The organism is Ruminococcus sp. zg-924 (genome assembly GCF_024433635.1).
GTDB lineage: Bacteria > Bacillota > Clostridia > Oscillospirales > Acutalibacteraceae > UBA7067.
The window spans coordinates 35,248-57,515 of sequence record NZ_WNJZ01000011.1; the positions used below are offsets into that span (position 1 = coordinate 35,248).

The following is a 22,268-nucleotide window of genomic DNA, read 5'->3' on the forward strand; positions in this document are numbered from 1 at the left end:
TTGCGATTTTACGGGAAATGATATACAATAGAATGCAAGTAATATTTACTTCATCTTTATTGAAAGGAATGTATTATATGAATAAATACAAAATCAAGGCTATAACTGCCGCTTGTCTTGCAGCAGCTGCTGTTGCGGTTGTTGTCGGCGGCTGCGATTCTTCATCTTCAAGCTCATCTTCAAACCCTTCTTCAAGCTCCGCTGCTGCCGCAACCGAGGCACCGACTAACGCAGAGCTTATCAGCTGGGACGACCTTGGAATTGAAAGAAAAATCTACGACGATAAGGAGCACGAGATTGGCTATCAGCTTGACAAGCCAAGCGCAGGCGAAGAGGTTGCGATAATGCACACATCTATGGGCGATATCTCAATGCGTTTCTTTCCAGAAGCTGCACCGAAATCCGTTGAGAACTTTATCACACACGCCAAGGAGGGCTATTACGACGGACTGACCTTCCACCGTGTAATCAGCGATTTTATGATTCAGGGCGGTGACCCGAAGGGTGACGGCACAGGCGGAGAGAGTATTTACGGCGAAAGCTTTGAGGACGAGTTCAGCAACAAGCTTTTCAATATCAGAGGAAGCGTTGCAATGGCTAACAGCGGAGCAGACACAAACGGCAGCCAGTTCTTCATCAATCAGGGCGACAAGGACGCCTTCACAGGCTGGGCAAACCTTGAAGCACAGTGGAAGCAGGTTCATCAGGAAATTTCAAACTTAGTAGCTCAGGGTCAGAAGGACGTTGTTCTCACACAGCTTCAGTACATCTACGGACTTGACACCGATATGGTTCCTGACGAAGCTAAAAAGCTTTATGAGGAAAACGGCGGCAACGCAACTCTTGACGGTGCATTTAACATAATTGACAGAGGCCACACAGTTTTTGCTCAGGTTTATGACGGAATGGACGTTGTAGATAAGATTGCCAAGGTTGAAGTTGACGGAACAAGCAAGCCGACAAAGGATGTTACAATTAAAAGCATTGAAATTGTTCCGTACAGCGAATAATTGCACTTTTTCCGCAAATACTAAAATAGAAAGGACGAGATACTATGGCAATTTTACATCCAACTAATGAAGAATTTAAGGATTTAATCAGCAGTGGCGTTACTCTTGTCGACTTCTATGCAGACTGGTGCGGTCCGTGCAAGATGCTATCACCTTTCATTGAGCAAATTGCCAATAACTATGACGGCAAAATTAAGGTTGCAAAGATTAATGTTGACGAGAACTCTTCACTTGCCGCAAGCTTCGGTGTTGCAAGTATTCCTACCGTTATAATTTTCAAGGACGGAGTAAACAAGGCTGTGGAGGTCGGTTTCAAGCCGATAGACAGCTACACAGGAATAATAGACAGTCTTATTTAATATATTTTAAAAAAGGGTTGACAAATTCCGTTTTTTAATTTATATATAATATATGCATAAAAGGGAGTAGCCGGCAGATAACTGTAATATGCTGCGTCAGTACAATTGCTTTTCAGCAATTCGCTCATATTTTAAATGGCAAGACTTTTATCACTTAAGGTATCATAGCCTTTTGTGATAAAAGTCTTTTATTTTGCCCCACCCCCTAATATATACAAAACTGAGGAGGTAATTTTATGGAGTCGTGGTATCTGATACCGAAAAAGGAAATTCTGAGCCGTCTTAAATCAAGCAAGAACGGCTTAACAAATGAGCAAGCTAATGCCTTGCTTAAGGAAAATGGTGAAAACGCCCTGCTTGAGGGAAAGAAAAAAAGCACCCTGCGAGTTTTTCTTGAGCAATTTCTTGACTTGCTGGTAATCATACTTATTGTCGCCGCAATAGTTTCAGCATTAACCGGCGACCTTGAAAGTATGCTCGTTATTGTTTCCGTAATTGTTCTAAACGCAATTTTAGGTACAGTACAGCATGAGAAAGCTGCAAAATCGCTTGCAAGTCTTAAGAACTTGTCATCTCCGAGTGCAAAAGTTTTGCGTGACGGAGTTAAGATTGAAATTCCGTCAAAGCTTGTAGTACCCGGCGATATACTGATTTTAGAAGCAGGTGATCTTGTTGCGGCAGACGGAAGAATTCTGAACAATTATTCGCTTCAGGTGAACGAAAGCTCACTTACAGGCGAATCGACAAACGTTGACAAATCCGACGAAGATTTGTCCGACGAAATACCGCTTGCCGACAGAACAAATATGGTTTATTCGGGCAGCCTTGTTACCTACGGCAGAGCCGTTGTTGCCGTTACCTCAACAGGTATGGACACCGAGATTGGCAAGATTGCAAGCCTTATGAATGCAACTAAGGAAAAGAAAACTCCGCTTCAGGTAAGCCTTGACAAATTCAGCAGCAGCCTTGCAATTGTAATTATGATTATCTGCGCAATAGTTTTCGGTCTTACCTATTGGCAGTCGGGCCACGTACTTGATTCCCTGCTGTTTGCCGTTGCTCTTGCTGTTGCCGCTATTCCGGAGGCTTTAAGCTCAATTGTTACAATAGTTCAGGCTATGGGCACACAAAAGATGGCCAAAGAACAGGCTATCATCAAAGATTTAAAAGCGGTTGAAAGCCTTGGCTGTGTATCGGTAATCTGCTCAGACAAGACAGGTACTCTTACACAAAACAAAATGACTGTTCAGCAGCTATATATTGACGGCAAGGTTATTAACCCTGATGAAATTGACATCAAAAACCAGCTTCACAGATATATGCTTTACGATGCCATTTTGTCGAACGATTCATCTATTGTTGACGGAAACGGCATTGGCGACCCGACCGAGTTCTGTTTGCTTGAAATGGCGGATAAAATTGAACTTGATTACAACTTCGTGCGTGACGCACTCGACAGACTTGAGGAAATTCCGTTTGACTCAGACAGAAAGCTTATGAGTACAAAGTATAAGCTACACGGCGTACCAACGGTTCTCACCAAGGGTGCTCTTGACGTTCTGCTTGACAGGACAACGCACATAAGAACATCAGACGGAATACGCAAGATTACAAAAGAGGACATCGACAGCATTACAAATCAGAATTTCGAGTTTTCAAACAACGGCCTTAGAGTTCTCGCCTTTGCTTACAAAGAGGTTGAGGATAATTTCACGCTGTCACTTGAAAATGAAAATGGCTTTACTTTTATCGGTCTTATCTCTATGATTGACCCACCAAGGGAGGAATCCATTGACGCAGTTGCCGATGCTAAGCGTGCAGGAATCAAGCCTGTTATGATAACGGGCGACCACAAAATTACAGCCACCGCCATTGCAAAGCAGATTGGCATTTGGAACGAGGGCGACATTTCCGTAACAGGCAGTGAGCTTGACAATATGAGCGAGGAGGAACTTAACGAAAAGATTGAGAAAATTTCGGTGTACGCAAGGGTATCTCCTGAAAACAAAATAAGAATTGTAAGTGCATGGCAGAACAAGGGCAGCATTGTTGCTATGACAGGCGACGGCGTAAACGATGCGCCTGCGCTTAAAAAGGCTGACATAGGCGTTGCAATGGGAATTACCGGAACTGAGGTTTCTAAGGACGCAGCATCAATGATTCTGGCAGATGATAACTTTGCCACTATAATCAAGGCTGTTACAAACGGAAGAAATGTTTACAGGAACATAAAAAATGCAATCAAATTCCTGCTTTCGGGCAATATGGCGGCTATTTTGTCGGTGCTTTATGTGTCAATTCTCGCCTCATTCATTCCGGGTCTGCCTGTTCCCTTTGCGCCGGTACACCTGCTGTTCATTAACCTGCTGACCGACTCACTTCCTGCTATTGCAATCGGCATGGAGCCTGCGGAGCGAGGTTTGCTTAACCAAAAGCCGAGAGATCCCAAAGAGGGGATTCTTACCAAAGAGTTTATGCTTAAGCTTTTGGGTATCGGAGGACTTATTGCAATCTTCACAATGAGCAGCTATCACATTGGATTTTCCACAGGCGGCAAGCTCACGGCTATGACAATGGCTTTCGCAACTCTCACTCTTGCAAGGCTTTTCCATGGTTTCAACTGCCGCAGCAGCAAGTCGATATTCAAGCTTGGTTTCACAAGCAACCCATGGAGCCTTGGAGCTTTCGCACTCGGCGTTATACTTCTTTCCCTTGTGCTGTTCATTCCGCCGCTTCAGTCGATATTTACAGTTGCGCCGCTGAGTTTATTGCAGCTTCTTTATGTGCTGCTGTTCGCATTAGCTCCGACAATTATCATTCAGATTTGCAAGGTTATAAGAGATTCATTTAAACGTTAAATTTAATTTCATTTGCCGCACACGCAGCCTTATTGTTTTGTTTCTGATAATATGGTAATATATTACCGTATTTACTATAACAAACGAAAGGCGGAGCATTAATGCTGAACTTCAGCTGCCCGGTGTGCGGCAATTTTTTATATACAGACGGCAAAACCTACAAATGCGAAAAAGGTCACTGCTTTGACGTTGCAAAGCAGGGCTATGTAAATCTGCTGCAAAGCCAGCAATCAAAGCTTAAACGCCATGGTGATGACAAGCTGATGGTACGTGCAAGATATGAGTTTTTAAACGACGGGTACTATGCGCCGCTGATGGAAAGACTATGCGACGCAGTTAACAGATATTTGCCTGATAAGGCGTCTATTATCGACGCAGGCTGCGGAGATTGTTGCTACAGCTCATACATTGCCGAGAAGCTTTACAGCAAACAGCTTGACATAGCAGGAATTGACATTTCAAAAGACGCGGTTATTTTTGGTGCTAAGAGAAAAAGTAATTTAAGGCTTGCGATTGCCAGCGTGTTCTCAATGCCGTTTGCCGATTTAAGCACAGATGCAATTTTAAACGTTTTCTCCCCTTTTGCAGTCGACGAATACGCAAGAATTCTAAAGTGCGGCGGATATTTATTCAGAGTAATTCCTCTTGAAAATCACCTGTTCGGTCTTAAGGAAAAGGTTTATGACAAGCCGTACAAAAACCCAACCGAGGAAGTAAACATTGACGGCTTTACGCTTGTTGAAAACATTGAGGTAAAATACACGCTTGAACTGAAAAGCATCGAAAGCATTGACAATTTATTCAAAATGACGCCGTATTACTATAAAACATCAAAACAGGATCAAGCTAAGCTTAACGGCATACAGAGCTTAAAAACACCAGTTGAATTCTCTGTTTTGATTTACAAAAAGCATTGAGGGATAAAATGACAGACTTACTGAAAAACGAAATATCCTCCTGGGAATACATAAGTCAAAGCGGCTTGCCGGTAGTTATATACGGTATGGGAAACGGAGCAGACGTTATAATAAACAGGCTTGACAAATACGGAATAAGCGTAACTGATTTTTTTGCAAGCGATGATTTTGTAAGGGGTCAGAGCTTTCATGGGAAAAGGGTTAAGCGTTTACTTGAAATTGAACAGGAACTTGACGACTTTATAATACTAATCGGCTTTGGAACACAAAGAACCGATGTAATTGACAACATTAAAAATATTGCAAAAAGGCACACCGTTATAGCGCCGACTGCACCTGTGTTTGGCAATAACTTCTTTGATAAGAATTTTGTGCGCCAAAACAGCGACAAGCTTCAAGCGGCTTATGAGTTGTTCAAAGAGGAAAAATCCCGCAGGGTTTACGAAAACATAGTGCGTTTTAATTACACAGGCAGGCTTGAATATCTTTTTGCAGCAGACAGCGAAAAGGATGAGGTTTTTATGAATGTCCTTAAGCTCGCTGACGACGAAAATTATCTTGATTTGGGCGCATACAGAGGCGACACGATTGACGAGTTTTTAAGGTTTTGCGACGGAAAGTACAGCAGTATTACCGCAGTTGAGCCTGATGCGAAAACGTTTAAAAAACTTATGGAGCATTGCTCGTGTTTAGATAGATTTGAAGCCTTTAATGCGGCTGCGTGGAGCAGTAACACAGAAATATTCTTTGACAAAAAAGGTGGCAGAATGTCTGCCGTTTCAGACAACGGAGCAAAAGTCAAATCCGTTTCGGTTGACGAACTTTACAGCAGCAGAGATGTTTCATATATTAAGGCTGATGTTGAGGGCTGCGAGTATGAGATGCTGCTTGGCGCTAAAACAACAATAAAGCAATGCAAGCCGAAGCTTAACATAGCGCTTTACCACCGTGGTGAGGATATATTTAAGCTGCCGCTTATGCTCAAGGAACTGCGCCCGGATTACAGCTTTTTTCTTCGGCATCACCCGTATATTCCCTCGTGGGATACAAATTTATACTGTATTTAGACAACCACTCCGCCGCTTTGGCGGAGTGGTTACCGTTTGTCGGCTAAAAACAACCACTTATCTCTTTTTAATAGAAATATCATTACAGTTGCCATATACTGTAAGCACAGGAGGAGGAAAACCATGGAAATAGAAATTAAGCTTGACCAAAGCAGAAAAACACCAAAGGTCATTATAGTGACCGACGTAATCACAGACGAGGTGAGCGAGATTGTACAAAGACTGAAAACAAGCAATCATGAAATTGTCAGCGGAATAAAGGATGGTTGCGTTGAGATAATCAACGTAGCGTCACTGGTAAGGATTTATTCAGCTGATAAAAAGGTGATGATACGCACCGACAGCGGAGAGTTCTTATCAAGGCAACGGCTTTATGAATTTGAGCAAATACTTGACAGCAACAGCTTTGTGAGAATTTCAAACTCAGAGATTGTGAATCTGAAAAAAATCAAGAGCCTTGATTTAAGCCTTTCAGGCACAATCTGCGTTAAGTTTACAAACGGCGAAACCACATTTACCTCACGGCGGTATGTGGCAAAACTTAAAAAAATTTTAGGGATATAAAGGAGTAAGAAGCATGGCAAAAAAAGTTATTTTAAGAGGTACCGGCGGTTTTTTCATTGGCGTATTCATCACTGTAATGATTCCTGTGATAATTTCATACTGCATAGGTGACGGAAAATATTACCCTATTGTTCCGCAATTCATTGAACAGTGCGGCAACGAGATAAATGCGGCGGCACTCCAATATCTGCTCGGCGGTGTGTTTGGGTTTGTTTGCTCGGCAAGCTCTCTTGTGTTTGCATCTGAAAAAATCGGGTTTTTAATGCAGACGGTTATCCACTTTTTGTGTCTGTCATTGTCAACGCTGCCGATAGCATATATATGCCACTGGATGGAGCACAGCTTCTGGGGAGTTTTTTCTTACATTGCGATTTTTATATTCATATATATTCTTGTATTTATTTTCATGACAATATACTGGAGAATAAAATTAAAGAAAATGAATGAGAAGCTTTCAGAAAAGAGCTGATAATAAGCGTAAGCCGGACGGTTAATTCGTCCGGCTTGTTTATTTATTTTATTAATTCAAATTTATCAACGTCAACAACGCCAAGGCTTGTAAGCTTGATATGCGGAATAACAGGCAGGCTGACAAATGAGAGCGTCATAAAAGGGTCTATGTTCGTATTAACTCCGAGAGAATACGCTGCGCCTTTAAGCTGAGCTATATTTTCCGCCACCTGATTTATTGGCTTATCGGTCATCAGTCCGGCTATATCAAGCTCCAGGCTTTCTACAATCTCTTGATTATTGATTACAATCATTCCGCCGCACATATCAATTATGCCGTTAACAGCTGCCGCAATATCGCTGTCATTCGTTCCGACTGCAATAATATTGTGCGAATCATGCGCTATACTTGTGGCTACCGCACCTGATTTTAATCCGTAGCCTTTGATATAGCAAACGCCAATATGGCCTGTGTTTTTGTGACGTTCAACTACACATACCTTTAATATATCGTTAGCCACGTCAATTCCGCTTGCCTCTCCCTCATCGGCTGTGACTATCTGACCGCTTATCAGACCTATCACCTTTGTACTGTTTTTTATTCTAAGTAAATCTGCGGTGATTTTTGCTGTATTCATAGTGTGCCGTGCGAGGTAGTCAAGTTTACTGTCAATTTTGGCAGACGGAATTTCAGCAAAAGGTTCAAGCTTTACACCGTTTTTATATACGCTGTCAATCCCAACGCTGTTTATATCGTCGAGCAGGACCAAATCAGCAATATATCCCGGCGCAACGGCTCCACGTTTTGGCAAATTAAAATACTGAGCTGAATTAAACGAGGCGACCTTGTACGCAATTTCTGCCTTAACACCGCCTTCAATAGCCTTCTTAATTATATAATCAATGTGTCCGCTGCTTACAAGCTCACCCGGATGCTTGTCATCTGTTGCGAACAGGCATCTTGAGCAGGTATCAGCTTTAAGCAGTGAAGTAAGCTCATCAAGGTTTTTGCTTGCCGTCCCCTGTCTTATCATAATGTATTGCCCGATTGACAGCTTTTCAAGTGCCTCCTGCGTTGTGGTACATTCATGGTCGGACATTACACCTGCGGCAACATATGCATTCAGGCTCTTGCCGCTCAAACCCGGTGCGTGACCGTCAACAGCTTTTCCCTCGTTTTCGGCTGAAAGTATCATTTTAATAATCTCTTCATCTCCACCGATTGTCGCAGGGAAATTCATCATCTCGGCAAGTCCGAGAACACGTGGATTTTTCATATATTGCTCTGTATCACAGTGGTTAATCACAGCACCGTTTTCGTCAAACGGACTTGAAGGAACACAGGACGGAACAACAAAAAATACATCTATCGGGAGGTTTTCTGTTGCGCTGAGCATATAATTAATTCCATTTGTTCCAAGCACGTTTGTTATTTCGTGCGGGTCGGTTACAACCGCTGTTGTTCCGTGAGCAGACACCGCCTGAGCAAAGCTTTTCGGTGATACTATGGAGCTTTCAAGGTGAATGTGGCTGTCAATAAAGCCCGGCACAAGGCTCTTTCCTGTGCAGTCAAGCTCTTTTTCGCCGTTGTATTCACCTATACCTGCAATAAAACCGCCGGCAACCGCAACATCGGCTGTTACAAACTCATTTGTAAAAACATTAAGATACTTTACGTTTTTGAACACAAGCTCAGCTTTTCGTCTGCCTGCGGCTGTTTCTATAAGCTGTTTTCTTTTTTCAATATTATTCATAGCAATCATACCTCTATTATATCATTAAGCTCAAAGGAATATATAACGCAGCGTGACACCTCAAAACCTGTTGACAGCTTCATAGCGTAGCTGTAAAGCCTGAGCTGCTCGGCGTATTTACTTTTAAGCTCGTTCATATTTTTTACTCTGTCTGTTTTATAGTCGATTATTACCAATCTTCCGTTTTCCACAAAAGCACAGTCAACGGCGCCCTGCAAAATTAGTTCGTCATTATCCGAAAGCTCGTTATCATCAAAAATATCCTTCGCCTTTATTTTGACGGTGAACCGATATTCTCGGAAGGTTTCATCACCATACAAAAAACTTTGCATAATCGGAGTGTTAAGGCAGTTTAAAACCTTTTGCGTATCAACTATATCAGCCTGCGCCTGCGTTATAAACCTTTTGCTTACCAGGCGCTCAATCTCAGCTTGCGGGTTTTCGGAAAAGGCTTTGTAGTCGGCAAACTGCATAAGAGTGTGAATTGCAGTGCCCTTTTGAGCCGCCGTCATTTTTTCATCCGCCAAAAACGCAGGACGTGCTGAGAAGGAATGTGTTCTGCTGTCGTCTTTATGAGCAATGTCGGACACCGAAACCTTAACGGGTATTTTCGTAAGAGCGTTGTTGTTATATTCAAGTGAAAGCCTGCGCTTTATTTCTTCAAATGAAATATTAATGTTGTTGTCCGGCTTTTCCTCTATCTCAAGGAATTGTTCGGCAATTTCATTGCCCATATATATTTCAGTTTTCCAAAAGTCCTCCGTCTTGCCGTCAAACGGTTTGCACGGCTGTTCAAGAATATCTGACAGATTACTGTTTGCACCGTACAGTATCGCACAGGCTGCAAGCCTCTGTGCTGCTGTAGAAAAATTGCGAACTACATACGGGTGAATTTTTCCGTTTTCACAATCAAGCTTAGAATAAAGCTCATTCAGCGTTTTTTTGACGTCGCCGCTGCGGAATGAGGCGAGCATAAAAAGCTTTTCCTTTGCCCTTGTAAGCGCAACATACAGAACACGAAGCTCCTCTGATATTTCATCTATATCCTGCTGCATTTTTACAGCCTGCTTCTGGACTGTTTCAAGCTTATACGGTCCGTCGATATAATTGACAGCCGCACCTACACCGAGCTTTGGGTGCATTAAAAGCTGTGAAGCGTCATAGTGCTTCTGCGAAGATATTCCGGCAACAAAGCACACCGGAAATTCAAGCCCCTTTGAGCTGTGTATTGTCATTATTCTTACCCGACTTATCTCGCTGTCAGCCTTAGCTGCCTTAAGCTCGACGCTCTGCTCAATCAGCTTGTCAAGGTATCGGATATATGATGAAAGGCTACCTCCTGATTCATCATAGTCGGCTGTGTACTGCTGAAAAAGTCTAAGGTTATTAAGCTTTAGCTGTCCTCCCTCAGTTGAGGAAACAAGCAATAGATAAGCAGTTTTTGAGTATATTTCTTCAAGCAGCTCCGAAAGGCTGCAGGTGGTTGAATGATTTCTAAAGCTTTTAAGCGCATCGCAAAGCTCCTTGCAATGCTTATCTCCGTTTGCGGCAAATTTTGAAACTGACGCATACAGCGGCTCACGGCGGTTTTCTGCTCTGATTTTCGCAAGCTCCGTCGGAGTAAAGGCGAAAATCGGGCTTGTCATAACATTTAAAAGCGGTACATCCTGAAGAGGATTGCTGATAACCTTGAGCAACGAAATAATAATAGAAATTTCCACAGTATCAAGGAAGTTGTCTGAGCTGCTGCATTGTGCAGGGATTCCTCCTGCGTTCAACACGCTGAGATAATCAAGAGCGTGTGTGTTGTTGCGAAGTAAAATTGCAAAGTCGCTGTATCTTGCTTCTCTTTTCACTCCGTTTTCTTCCACCTTGAAATCCTGCTTCATTTGAATGATTCTGTTTGATATCAGCCGTGCCTCTGCCATATAAGCTGTAACTTCCAATTTATTCGGGGTAAAAAGCATATCAAGCGTACAGTCGGGGGTATTGTCCTCACTGTATGTTGCGCCGCACACAAGCTTATCTTCATTGAGGTAATACATATCTCCTGCCTGTGGCGACATAAGCTTTGAAAAGATAAAGTTTACATTTTCAGTAATGCCGCTTCGACTTCTGAAATTCTTATCAAGCACAATTTTTGCCGGGTAATTATCAAGCTCCCTGTCATACGGCTGATAATTATTTTTTCGGCGTAAAAAAAGCTCAGGGTTAGCCTGACGGAAGCGATATATACTTTGCTTTACGTCGCCGACTACAAAGAGTTTTCTGCCATTGTCACTCACGCTTGTAAATATTAAATCCTGCACCTCGTTTGCATCCTGATATTCGTCAACCATAACCTCGTCATATGAATCCGACAGCTTGCGGGCAAGGTCGGTTATCTGACCGTTATTATATAAAAGACGAACAGTCCAATGCTCAAGGTCAGAGAAATCCGCCAGGCTCTCCTCCTTTTTAAGTCTTGCATATTCTTCCGTAAAGAGTTTTACCGTCTTGAACAACGCCGAAATGGCAGGACGAACAATTGCCGTTGCTGTTGAGTATTGCTCGCTGCTGCATATAAAAAGCTTAGGAATATTATTAGTTAATTCCTTTTTTATCATAGCGCAGATATTTGCTATTTTTATTTTTGTCGGGTTCTTAGCATATCCTTTTGCCGCCGAGAGTCTGCTGAATTTGTGTTCTGTGCTTGAAAACTTATACAATCCGTCCCAATCCTCAGCTTTAACAAGACAGAAAAATTCATCTGCAAGCGCCTTATATTCGCTCTCTAATACCTCGCCGAAGCCGGCGCCTATTTCCGGATATCTTTCAAACAAGCTTAAACATTCATTCGCCTTGTCCGTGAGGAACTCAGCGGCAAGCCTTGCCTCGCCAAGAATTGCTCTGCCCCATATACTTTGCGAAACACTGTCAATTGAATAATCAGCCTCAACGTCACTCATCCATTTATCAGGGAAAGGCTGTGAACACAAGAACTCATATATATCAAGTACGGTGGATTTAAGATTATATTCTCCCTTGGCTGTGCTGAAGCAGTCAGCCATATATCGGAAACCCTCATCCTCACTGTCGTAAAGTCTTTCAATTACATTTTCAACAGCTTGATTTTTTATAACAGCAAGAACGCTTTCATCGCCTATTTTGTAATCCGACGGAATATCCTCAAGAAGATAGAAATTCTCCTTTATCACATTGCCGCAAAAGCTGTGAATTGTGCTGATATTTGCTTTCGGCAGCAGCATAAGCTGTCGGCGGTAATATGCCTCGCTCGGAAATTTCTTTGACAGCAGCTCAAGCTGAGCTGATATTCTCTCTCTCATCTCAGCAGCAGCCGCTTTTGTGTAGGTTACGATAAGCAGCTTATCAATATCTATTTTGTTTTCGGGGTCGGTGATTCTGCTGATAACACGCTCAACAAGCACCGCCGTCTTTCCGGAGCCTGCCGCTGCTGAAACTATAACTGCGCCACCCTTGGCATATATTGCGTCCTTTTGCGCAGGAGTCCATTCTCTCGCCATAATTACGCCTCCTCGCCGTTATACACAGGTGATTTTGATAAGTCCTTAAGGTTTACGCTGTCCATTCCGTTTTCATAGCCGCAACAGCTTGAATATGGACAATATTTGCAAGCGTCGTGGTCATACGACTTAACAGGCACAGCGTTGACCTTACCGCCGATTAAAGAGTTAACCATATGTATTATCAACGTGTCTATTTTATCAAAGTATACCTTAAGCTCATTTTGCGTAATAACGGTTTTAGTTTTTACATACTTACCGTCTTTTTTCATAGTTTCCACAATATCCCCGCTGTCATCAACAATAACACCGTCCATTGCATACGATTTGTCTATTTCATCCTCTCCTTGAGTGTGCGAAACAAGATTTGGTGCCGACGGCATATACAAAACGCCTGCCGGAGTGATTTTATGCTCAAACCTTTTTTCGCCGTTTTGCGTAATTGCCTTTAAATAAATAAGCATCTGCAGGTTAAGACCGAAGTTTATATCGTTTATCTTGAATTCCTTTTTTCCCGATTTATAGTCCACAATTCTGATATAGAAATTTCCATCCTTTTCAAGCTTGTCAACCCTGTCCACCTTACCCCTTACACTTACGGCTGTTCCATCGTCAAGAGTAATTGTCATAGGCTCAATATCACCGTCATTATTCTTATAGTCGATTTTCAGCTCGCAGCAAAGCGGGTCAAAGCCGCAGGACATAAGCTCGGATATTATATGGGTTACCAATATTTCAGCGCCCTTTTTAATGCGGCTCAAGCCGTACATAAATCTGCTTGTCTTGTCCTGCTCACCGCCAAGGTAGCTTTCAAGGTATGCTTTAATTATGGCTTTAATTTCAGTACCGAGGCTTTTTTGCTCAATCATATTATATAGCTCTGCAACAGTGTGTTTGCTCAGCAGAACTTCCAATATATAGTGAACAAGAGTACCAAATTCGGCGGCGTTAATCTCTGCCTTTTTGCGCTCCTTTATGTTCAAGCCATAAGTGCAAAAATATTGATACGGACAAAGATAGAACTTCTCAATTTGGGAAGCAGACAGGTTTATATTTTGACCGCCGAACAGCTTTCTCGCAATCGGCTCCGAGTCTATTTCAAGAGGTTCCTTTTTTAGCATAGAGTCAATTTTTCTGACAACTGCACCCTTGTCGCTGTTTAAAAAATACTCCTTTAATTTTGAAACGGTGCTGCTTTCCTCAGTAAAGTTTGAAGCCAAAAATTCAAAGGCAGACATCTGACTGCGTATAAGCGAACCGTCGTGCTTTTCTATAATATAATTATTATCACAGTTTGTTATTTTCAGTATGCCGATTATCTCACGAATAATTGACGATTCCTTGCGTTCTTCCCCAGATAATGACTGTGTGTAAAAGCTTGCGTAAAGCCTCTCGCTCGGTGCTGAAACCGATGTGTAAACATAGAAAAGCTCGTTTGCAGCAAGTTGCCTTACTGAATCATAAAGACCAAGTCCCTGCTCACGCAGAACACAGCGTTCATTGTCTGTAAAAATTCCTGCTGCTGTCGGAATTTTCGGGAACTCGTCCTGAATACAGCCGAGCATAAACACTACCCGGGGTGAATCCGTTCTGATTCTGTCAGCTGTGCCTACTGTCACCTCGTCAAGACTCTGCGGAATGTAGGATATATCAGCCGAGCTCATATAAAGCTTGAAAAGATCTGTGTATTCACGCAGGCTTAACATAACGTCATCTAAGCCGAAGTATATCCGGTCAAGGCTTTCAATCAGCATATCCCATATTCTGTCAAGCTCCTGCAAGCGCAGGGTATCGTTCTGTGCAATACAGTCCTTCTCCTCCGCCTTTAAGGCAAGCCTTACGGTTCGGCTTTCAAGCATATAATAAAGCTGACGTGTAATCTCTCCGCCTGATTTATCCTTTATGCTGTCACGGAATTTAACCAAAGGCTCAATACATTTTTTCCTTGCCGCTTCGATTTTTTCAAGACTTATTTTATCACTTTCCGAAAAGCTGTCCTTAAAGCCTTCGGGATTCTGGGTAAACGGTGAAAGCCACTTAGAACCGCTTATATTCCAAATATATGTATAGTTTTCAAGCGCAAAAATTTCTTCCTCGGTAAGCGCTGTATAACCTGTTTTCAGCATTTTGAAAATATGCTCGGTGGAAAAGCCGCTGCACACTGTATCAAGTATTGAAACAAGATACTGCGCAAGTGATTTTCGCATCAGAGGCTTAGGATTTTCCATATAATATGAGATACCGTTTTTGTCAAAGGCTCTGCCGATTATTCCCTTATATGGTGAAAGATTTCTTGCGATTACCGCAATGTCAGAGTATTTATAGCCCTCCTCTGTAACAAGCCTTTTAATTTCACTTGCAGTATAATCACATTCATCATAAATTGTAATACCACGATATACGGTAACACCATCAGATGAGCAATCCTCTGTCACCTCGCTTGATGAATACATATTCTTCTCAAGCATAGCTATCGCAGTATTATTAAAGCGGTAGTTGCGTGTAAGTTCAACCGGAGTCATAACGGAAACGCCGTTTTTTTTGGCAAGCTCAGTTATCGACTTTTTTGTTTCCTTTGTTATTCTGAAAGTGTCGCTGTCGCTGTCAAAATCAAATTTACTGCCGCACAGGGTCAGCAGCATTTCTTTTGCTCCACACATCAACACCTCAATTATCATTAGCTCCTGCCTTGTAAAGCCGCTGAAGCCGTCAAGAGCTATTATTAAATCGGCAAAAATATTATTTTCCAAAAGCTTATTGTAAATAAGAGTGAGGGTATCAAGAGGGTCAGAATATGCCTGATTTAAAAGCGCATTGTAGGTTGAAGAAATAAGTGCAACATCACTGAGCTTTTTACTCAGAGTTTCGTTTCCTGCCTTTGCACCAAAGCCTGACATTATATTGCTTGTTAAGGCACAGCTTTTCATCTCATTTACTGTGTTGAGTATTACCGGAATAAAGTCGGCTCTCCCAATCTGATTATGGTAAAGCGAGAGATTGTCGCCACATTCCTTAAGAGCAAGCGACATAAAGATGTTTTTCATTCCGTCGTCTATCGGCTTTTGCGGAAAATCTCCGCTTTTCCTGAAAACAGCGTCTGCAATTCTTTTAAAGCTTAATACGCTTATTCTGCGTGCAAGCCGTGGACCTATTCTGTCAACTATTTTTTTCTCGCTTGCAAAACTGTGCTGCTCAGGAACTAAAAGAATAAGGCTATCCTCTCCGTCCTGCGCTAACCTACACAAATGATTTATAATATAATCGGTTTTGCCTGTTCCGCTTCTTCCGAATATAAGCCTTAACATTCCATCACCTTATCAATAAAAAAATACATTTTTCTTGATATATTTTATCACATATGATTCTTACCTGCAAGCAAATGACAGCGAAAGATACAAAGAAGCAGGCGGTGTTTCTGATTATGGACTGCTTTATGCTGTTTTGTAAATTTTACAACATATAAGTCTATAATTTCTTGATTTTTTTGCCAATACATAGTATGATAGTGATATTGTTCTTAGTCTGTTTTCCGACAGACAATAAATACTTTATTTCGGTTGTGAGGGATAAAAGTGAAAATAATTATAGTCGGATGCGGTAAAATCGGTTCAACTATCGCCCGTGAATTAAATGACGAGGGACATCATATTGTTGTAATTGACAATAATCCGCATGCCGTTGAAAATCTTACAAGCTCAATAGACCTTATGGGAATAGAGGGCAACGGTGCTTCGTATGAAACACTTCAAGAAGCAGAAATAGAAAGCACAGATTTGATTATTGCAGTAACAGGCGCAGACGAACTGAACATTTACTGCTGTCTGCTTGCAAGAAGTGCCGGAGTAAAGCACACAATTGCCAGAGTGAGAAATCCCGAATACACAAATGATTTGCCGAGGGTAAAGGATATTCTTGGTCTTTCACTGTCAATTAATCCGGAACTGAACTGTGCAAGAGAAATTGACAGACTTCTTAAATTTCCCGGCGCTATTGAGATTGACACATTTGCAAAAGGTGTTGTAGAGCTTATAAAAATCAATGTTCCGGAAAATTCTTTTTTGTCGAATGTTGAGGTTAAATCTACTGCTGACTTTTTCAAGGGCAAAGTAAGAATCTGCACCGTTGAAAGAGACGGCGAGACCTTTATTCCAAACGGCGACTTTGTTATATACCCGAATGATAAAATTTCACTGCTTGCATCATCTTCCGACGCAAACAAAATTCTTAAAAAGCTTGGGCTTATAACCTCACGCAGCCGCAGCGTTGTTATATTAGGCGGCAGTAAAACTGCCTTTTATCTTGCCGACTTTTTAATTAAAGCAGGCGTTGACGTAAAGATTATCGAAAAAAACAAGCAGCGCTGTGAAACACTTGCCGAAATGCTGCACGACGCAGAAATAATCAACGGCAACTGTATGGACTTGGAGCTTATGGCGGCTGAGGGCGTTGAAAACGCAACGGGAATTGTTGCGCTAATGAACAATGACGAAGAGAACATTCTTATCTCAATTTATTTAAGAAAAATATCGAATGCCAAAATTATTACAAAAATTAACAACGAGTCCTTCAGCTCAATTGTTGACAGCTTAAAGCTTGACTCGATAATAAATCCTAAGCACTTAGCCGGCGAACAGATTGCAAAATACGTTCGCTCAATGCAGAACTCACTCGGCAGCAGCGTTGAAACCCTGTATAACATCTCTGAAAATAATGACGTTGAGGCGCTTGAATTCAGAGTTAAAGAGGAATCGAAGGTTACGGGTATTCCACTTAAGGATTTGCGCTTAAAAGACGATTTGCAGATTGCCTGCATTAACAGAAGCGGCAAAATCATCAGGCCGTCAGGTCTTGATACTATTGAGCTTCACGATACGGTAATTGTTGTGACAAAGCACAAGGGCTTGTCACAGCTTAATGATATTCTTAAATAATTAAACGAGGGTAGTAATAAAGTATATGAATAAGCGTATAGTTTTATATATTTTAGGTTGGATTTTGATAGTCGAGGGTGCGGCTATGCAGCTGCCTGCCCTTGTCGGTTTGATTTACAGTGAGAAGAACGGATTATATTTTTTAGTAATTGGTCTTGCTCTTGCTCTAATCGGCTTTCTGTTTGTTTTTAAAAAGCCGAAAAAAATGACTATGTATCAAAAAGAAGGGTTTATATCAACCGCTTTATCGTGGCTTGTTTTATCCTTCGCCGGCTCTCTGCCGTATTTTTTAAGCGGCGAAATTCCACACTATGAGGACGCCTTTTTTGAAACGGTGTCCGGATTTACAACAACAGGAGCATCGGCGCTGACCCAGGTTGAAAACCTCAGTCATTGTATGAACTTCTGGCGGTGCTTTTCCGTTTGGCTTGGCGGTATGGGCGTTTTGGTGTTTTTGCTGGCTATCATACCAAAGGTTGGCGGTCAGCAGAATATGTACCTTATGAAAGCTGAAAGCCCCGGTCCGATTTTCGGCAAGGTAACGCCGAAAATAAGAGATTACGCCGCAATACTCTATTCAGTATATTTGGGTCTTACAGTGCTTGAGTTCATTTTGCTCATCTGCGGCGGTATGGAAATATTTGATGCAATCAACACAAGCCTTTCAAACGCAGGAACGGGCGGATTTGGTATACGCAACGCAGGAATTGCAGCATATGACAGCTATTATTTACAGGGCGTTATCGCAGTATTTATGATGCTGTTCGGTCTTAACTTCTCGTTTTATCTGCTTATTTTGGCACGCAAATTTAAGCAGTCGCTGCATATTACCGAGGTTTGGGTTTATCTCGGCATAATTGCTCTTTCAACTGTTGCTATTACCATTAATATCAGCAGTCAATATCCGTCGCTGTTCGATTCATTCCACCAGAGCTTCTTCTATGTTTCTTCGATTATTACAACAACAGGTTTTTCAATTGGCGACGTTAACCAATGGCCCGAATTCAGCAAGGCTATTATTCTTATCCTTACATTCTTAGGTGCTTGTGCAGGAAGCACAGGCGGCGGCTTTAAGATTTCAAGAGTAATTATTCTGTTCAAGGAGGTCAAAAAGGAGCTTGCGTTGATTGTTCACCCTCACACTGTTCGTGCGGTTAAAATGGACGGCAAAAAGCTTTCGCACGAAACACTGAGAAGCGTGTTCGTTTTCTTTGTAATTTATGTTATGCTGTTCTTTACAACATTCCTTATAATCTCACTTGATAATTTCGACTTTGTGACAAACTTTACTTCCGTGGCTGCTACAATTAACAACACAGGACCGGGCTTCTCGCTTGTAGGCCCAACCGGCAACTACTCGGCTTTCTCTCCGCTTTCAAAGTACGTTTTCTCGTTTACAATGATTGCAGGCAGACTTGAGCTTTTCCCGATTATTCTGCTGTTCTTTCCGGCTGCTTGGAAGAAGAATGGGTAAATGCACAGCTGTTTATAGCTTTTAGGCTTTATCGAGAAAGCGTTAAAGCAAACGTTTTATTTATCTAAACAATTGCATCCCACTTCTCTACTGCGCAGTAAGCAGACAGTGAAGTGGGACTTTTGCATAATGTGTGATTTAGCTTTCTAAAACAAGGATTTTATATAATCAAACACCTCAACAACCTTGAACTGAAACTCGTACTCCTGTTCGTTATTCAATATATTCTCGTCGTCAGCGCTGAAAACCTCCTGTTCCTCTACTGCGCCGCTTAAGCATATCGGCGGAAACAGTACGCACCACCAATTTCTGCCTTCGCCCTTACCTATTGTAATTCTCAAGGCGTCATAAAAACCTGCCGGCATTGTACTGCTGCCGTAAGTTCTTGTGTTGAAGTACATATTTATAACTTCACAGTGAGCCTTATAGCCACTGCCCATTCTCTGAAACTCGGTGTTGCAGAATTTTTCAATATCCCCGATTTTGCTTTGAGCGCAGAATATTGCGTCGTTCTTTGATAGGGGCTGTCCCAAAAGCTCCTGCGAATTTTCAAGCAGTCTGTCACGCAGTTTTAGCTTTAGCTGCTGGTCAGCTTCGCTGTCGGAATTAGCGAGAATATGAAGTCTGAGTACCTTGTCAGATATTTCACTGCACTGAGCCGAAAACTGAACGCAGCTTGACAACAGGCAAAATACAAACAGCGTTATCACCACCTTTGAAAAAAAATGTGAAGTAAAAAATTTTCTCATAAAAAATCTGCCCTTTCAAGAATATTCATCTTGATTATGGGCAGATAATTTTTTATTATTCACATATTATTTTACAGCCTTCCTTTGTGGGAACAGCTGTGTAAACCATATCAAAGCTTTCCGCAAGCTTTGATTTACACATTTCAAGAGGAAGCTTATCGCTCGGATTAAAAATTCCGTAAACAGTCGGACCGCTGCCGCTCATCATAGCGCCCATTGCGCCGTAGAGAAGCATTGTATCCTTAATTTTCTTAACAGGCTTAAGGTTTAAAACCTCCTCAAACTTATTATAGAGGTTCGAGCTTATTGTGTAAAGACTGCCTGTTTTTAAACCGTTAACCACATTTGCTGTGTTTAGCCTTTCCTCGTCAAACCCAAATTCATCACACAGCTTATATGCAACAGGAGTTGAAACATTTATGTCAGGCTTGCAAATCAAGATGTTGCACTGCGGCATATCGTCGAGCTTTTCAAGTTCTGTGCCGGTTCCCGTTGCCTTGCATGTACCGCCTAAAATACAAAACGGAACGTCAGCGCCAACCTGCTTACTCATTTCGCAAAGCTGTTCAGTTGAAAACGGAGAATCACTAAGCTTATTCAGCGCAACAAAAACTGCCGCTGCATCCGTGCTTCCTCCTGCAATCCCAGCCTGCGACGGAATGTGCTTTTTAATGTCGATTTTAACAGCCTTTTCTATTCCGGACTCTCTCAGAAAAATCTGAGCCGCCTTATATGCAGTATTATGCTCGTCTGTGGGAATATCGTCCTTATCAACAGTCAGCGTTATACCTCTGCCTTCAAGAAACTCAACATAAATATCATCAGCAAGCGACACAGACTGCATAACCATATCTACGCTGTGGTAGCCGCTTTCAAGCTTTCCTGTTATGTTGAGGGTCAAGTTAATTTTTGCGTTACCCTGTACGAGCATATTATCACCTGCTTATTTTTTGATTTCTTTTAAATATTCCTCTATTCTGTTGAGCGCCTCGCCAAGGTGGTTTAAAGAATACGAATATGAAACTCTGATAAAGCCCTCGCCACACTCACCAAAGGCATTGCCCGGCACAACAGCCACGTGCTTTGAATTTATAAGCCCTAAGCAGAACTCCTCTGATGTAAGGCCTGTGTTTTTTATGCTTGGGAAGCAATAAAATGCGCCGTGAGGTTCAAAGCAGTCAAGACCCATTTTCTGGAAACTGCCGACAACAAGGCGGCGGCGCATATCGTACTGCTTTTTCATATTCTCTATATCACTGTCGCCGTTTTTAAGCGCTTCAATAGCCGCATACTGTGCGGTAGTTGGTGCGCTCATAATAGCAAACTGATGCAGTTTTGTCATCTGCTCAAGCACAGCCTCAGGTCCGAGAGCATATCCAAGGCGCCAGCCGGTCATAGCATAGGTTTTTGAGAAACCGCTTATAACAACGGTGCGCTCCTTCATACCCTTTATTTCCGAAAACGAAACGTGGCTTTCGCCACCGTATGTAAGCTCGCCGTAGATTTCGTCCGACAGAACAAAGAGGTTGTATTTTTCAACAATCTCAGCAATAGCTTCTAAATCGCCCCTGCGCATTACTGCACCCGTCGGATTATTTGGGAACGGAAGTATCAATAGCTTTGACTTTGGTGTAATATGGCTTTCAAGCTCCTCCGGAGTAAGGCGAAAGTTATTTTCAGCCTTTGTTTCAATAATCACAGGGTTAGCGTCTGCCATCTGTGCAAGCGGCTCGTAGCATACAAAGCTCGGTTGAGGAATAAGAACCTCTTCGCCTGCCTCAACTATGCATCTTATACAGGCGTCAATAGCCTCACTGCCGCCGACTGTTACAAGCACCTCTTTATCAGGGTGATACTCAACATTAAAGCGTCTTTTAAAATAATTGCATATCTCTGTTCTTAAGCTTGCAAAGCCTCTGTTCGGACTATACCACGTTTTGCCCTTTTCAAGACTGCGTATACCCTCTTCCCTGACGTGCCAAGGGGTTTTAAAATCAGGCTCGCCAATACTTAAGGATATGACGTGATCCATTTCATTTGCAATATCAAAAAACCTTCTGATGCCTGACGGCTTGATTTTCTGTATTTTTGAATTCAACATTTTTTCGTAATCGACCATTACAGCACCAAACTCCTTTTATCCTCTTCGGAATCGTCCTTATAGAAGTTAATGCCGGATTCCTTATATTTCTTAAGCAGAAAATGGGTTGAGGTTGAAAGTACAGACTCAATTGTTGAAAGCCTGCGTGATACAAACATTGCAACGTCCTGCATTGTTTTGCCCGATACATATGCGGCAAAATCATATGCGCCAGCCATAAGATAAAGGCTTTCAACCTCGTCGAAGCTCATAATCTTTGCAGCTATATCGTCAAAGCCCTTATCCTTTTCGGGCGTAACCTTTATTTCAATCATTGCCTTAACGTCTGTATGCGGAACCTTATCCCAATCAACAATAGCCTGATACCCCTTGATTACTTCGGTTGCCTCATATTCTGCTATCTGCTTTTCAAGATAGTCAACAGGCTCGTCAAGTATCATTGAAAGCTCCTCGGTTGAAAACTTGGAGTTTGAGCTTAAAAGCTTTAACAATTCGTCCATTTCATTCTCC

At 42.1% G+C, this 22,268-nt stretch carries 16 protein-coding genes; 9 read left to right on the forward strand and 7 right to left on the reverse strand.

Going from position 1 to position 22,268, the window contains the following annotated elements:
* The first annotated feature begins 77 nt into the window (after positions 1-77).
* The 7 genes from GMA13_RS06500 to GMA13_RS06530 all read left to right on the forward strand — a co-directional run bounded on the left by GMA13_RS06500 (position 78) and on the right by GMA13_RS06530 (position 7,244).
* Positions 78-1,010 carry a peptidylprolyl isomerase gene (locus GMA13_RS06500; RefSeq protein ID WP_255883285.1) on the forward strand — a complete coding sequence of 311 codons (933 nt, stop codon included), beginning with the start codon at positions 78-80 and terminating at the stop codon, positions 1,008-1,010.
* A 44-nt stretch (positions 1,011-1,054) separates the two neighbouring features.
* Positions 1,055-1,369: a thioredoxin gene (trxA, locus tag GMA13_RS06505; RefSeq protein ID WP_255883286.1), complete on the forward strand. Its 315-nt coding sequence runs from the start codon at positions 1,055-1,057 to the stop codon at positions 1,367-1,369.
* Between the two features lie 236 nt (positions 1,370-1,605).
* On the forward strand, positions 1,606-4,227 hold the full coding sequence (locus GMA13_RS06510; RefSeq protein ID WP_255883287.1) for a cation-translocating P-type ATPase: 2,622 nt from the start codon (positions 1,606-1,608) through the stop codon (positions 4,225-4,227).
* Positions 4,228-4,328: 101 nt separating this feature from the next.
* Positions 4,329-5,144: a putative RNA methyltransferase gene (locus GMA13_RS06515; RefSeq protein WP_255883288.1), complete on the forward strand. Its 816-nt coding sequence runs from the start codon at positions 4,329-4,331 to the stop codon at positions 5,142-5,144.
* 8 nt (positions 5,145-5,152) lie between these two features.
* On the forward strand, positions 5,153-6,211 hold the full coding sequence (locus tag GMA13_RS06520; RefSeq protein ID WP_255883290.1) for an FkbM family methyltransferase: 1,059 nt from the start codon (positions 5,153-5,155) through the stop codon (positions 6,209-6,211).
* Between the two features lie 123 nt (positions 6,212-6,334).
* A complete protein-coding gene (locus tag GMA13_RS06525) occupies positions 6,335-6,775 on the forward strand; it encodes a LytTR family DNA-binding domain-containing protein (protein ID WP_255883291.1) in 441 nt (146 codons plus the stop codon).
* A gap of 13 nt (positions 6,776-6,788) precedes the next feature.
* The gene (locus tag GMA13_RS06530; RefSeq protein ID WP_255883292.1) at positions 6,789-7,244 is read left to right on the forward strand and encodes a DUF3021 domain-containing protein; all 456 of its coding nucleotides are present in this window, start codon (positions 6,789-6,791) and stop codon (positions 7,242-7,244) included.
* A gap of 43 nt (positions 7,245-7,287) precedes the next feature.
* Here the strand turns inward: GMA13_RS06530 and ade are convergent, their stop codons facing one another.
* Genes ade through GMA13_RS06545 form a run of 3 tightly spaced genes read right to left on the reverse strand, consistent with a single transcriptional unit; the run spans position 7,288 to position 15,808 of the window.
* Positions 7,288-8,979 (reverse strand): adenine deaminase, encoded by a 1,692-nt coding sequence (ade, locus tag GMA13_RS06535; RefSeq protein ID WP_255883293.1) that lies wholly within the window; start codon positions 8,977-8,979, stop codon positions 7,288-7,290.
* 5 nt (positions 8,980-8,984) lie between these two features.
* Positions 8,985-12,503 carry a helicase-exonuclease AddAB subunit AddA gene (addA, locus tag GMA13_RS06540; RefSeq protein WP_255883294.1) on the reverse strand — a complete coding sequence of 1,173 codons (3,519 nt, stop codon included), beginning with the start codon at positions 12,501-12,503 and terminating at the stop codon, positions 8,985-8,987.
* A gap of 2 nt (positions 12,504-12,505) precedes the next feature.
* The gene (locus GMA13_RS06545) at positions 12,506-15,808 is read right to left on the reverse strand and encodes a PD-(D/E)XK nuclease family protein (RefSeq protein WP_255883295.1); all 3,303 of its coding nucleotides are present in this window, start codon (positions 15,806-15,808) and stop codon (positions 12,506-12,508) included.
* A 267-nt stretch (positions 15,809-16,075) separates the two neighbouring features.
* Between GMA13_RS06545 and trkA the strand changes: the two genes are divergently transcribed.
* On the forward strand, positions 16,076-17,434 hold the full coding sequence (gene trkA, locus GMA13_RS06550) for a Trk system potassium transporter TrkA (RefSeq protein WP_255883296.1): 1,359 nt from the start codon (positions 16,076-16,078) through the stop codon (positions 17,432-17,434).
* A 25-nt stretch (positions 17,435-17,459) separates the two neighbouring features.
* Positions 17,460-18,908 carry a TrkH family potassium uptake protein gene (locus GMA13_RS06555; RefSeq protein WP_255883297.1) on the forward strand — a complete coding sequence of 483 codons (1,449 nt, stop codon included), beginning with the start codon at positions 17,460-17,462 and terminating at the stop codon, positions 18,906-18,908.
* 146 nt (positions 18,909-19,054) lie between these two features.
* Here GMA13_RS06555 and GMA13_RS06560 read toward each other — a convergent pair whose 3' ends face one another.
* From GMA13_RS06560 to GMA13_RS06575, 4 genes are read right to left on the reverse strand one after another with little or no spacing between them, the layout of a single operon-like run.
* Positions 19,055-19,657 (reverse strand): stage II sporulation protein R, encoded by a 603-nt coding sequence (locus GMA13_RS06560; protein WP_255883298.1) that lies wholly within the window; start codon positions 19,655-19,657, stop codon positions 19,055-19,057.
* Positions 19,658-19,712: 55 nt separating this feature from the next.
* Positions 19,713-20,588, reverse strand: coding sequence for a 4-(cytidine 5'-diphospho)-2-C-methyl-D-erythritol kinase (gene ispE, locus GMA13_RS06565; protein ID WP_255883299.1), 876 nt, complete (start codon positions 20,586-20,588; stop codon positions 19,713-19,715).
* A gap of 12 nt (positions 20,589-20,600) precedes the next feature.
* On the reverse strand, positions 20,601-21,776 hold the full coding sequence (locus tag GMA13_RS06570; RefSeq protein WP_255883300.1) for an aminotransferase class I/II-fold pyridoxal phosphate-dependent enzyme: 1,176 nt from the start codon (positions 21,774-21,776) through the stop codon (positions 20,601-20,603).
* Positions 21,776-22,258, reverse strand: coding sequence for an Lrp/AsnC family transcriptional regulator (locus GMA13_RS06575; RefSeq protein WP_255883301.1), 483 nt, complete (start codon positions 22,256-22,258; stop codon positions 21,776-21,778). Before GMA13_RS06575 ends, GMA13_RS06570 begins: the two co-directional genes overlap by 1 nt.
* Between the last annotated feature and the right edge of the window lie 10 nt (positions 22,259-22,268).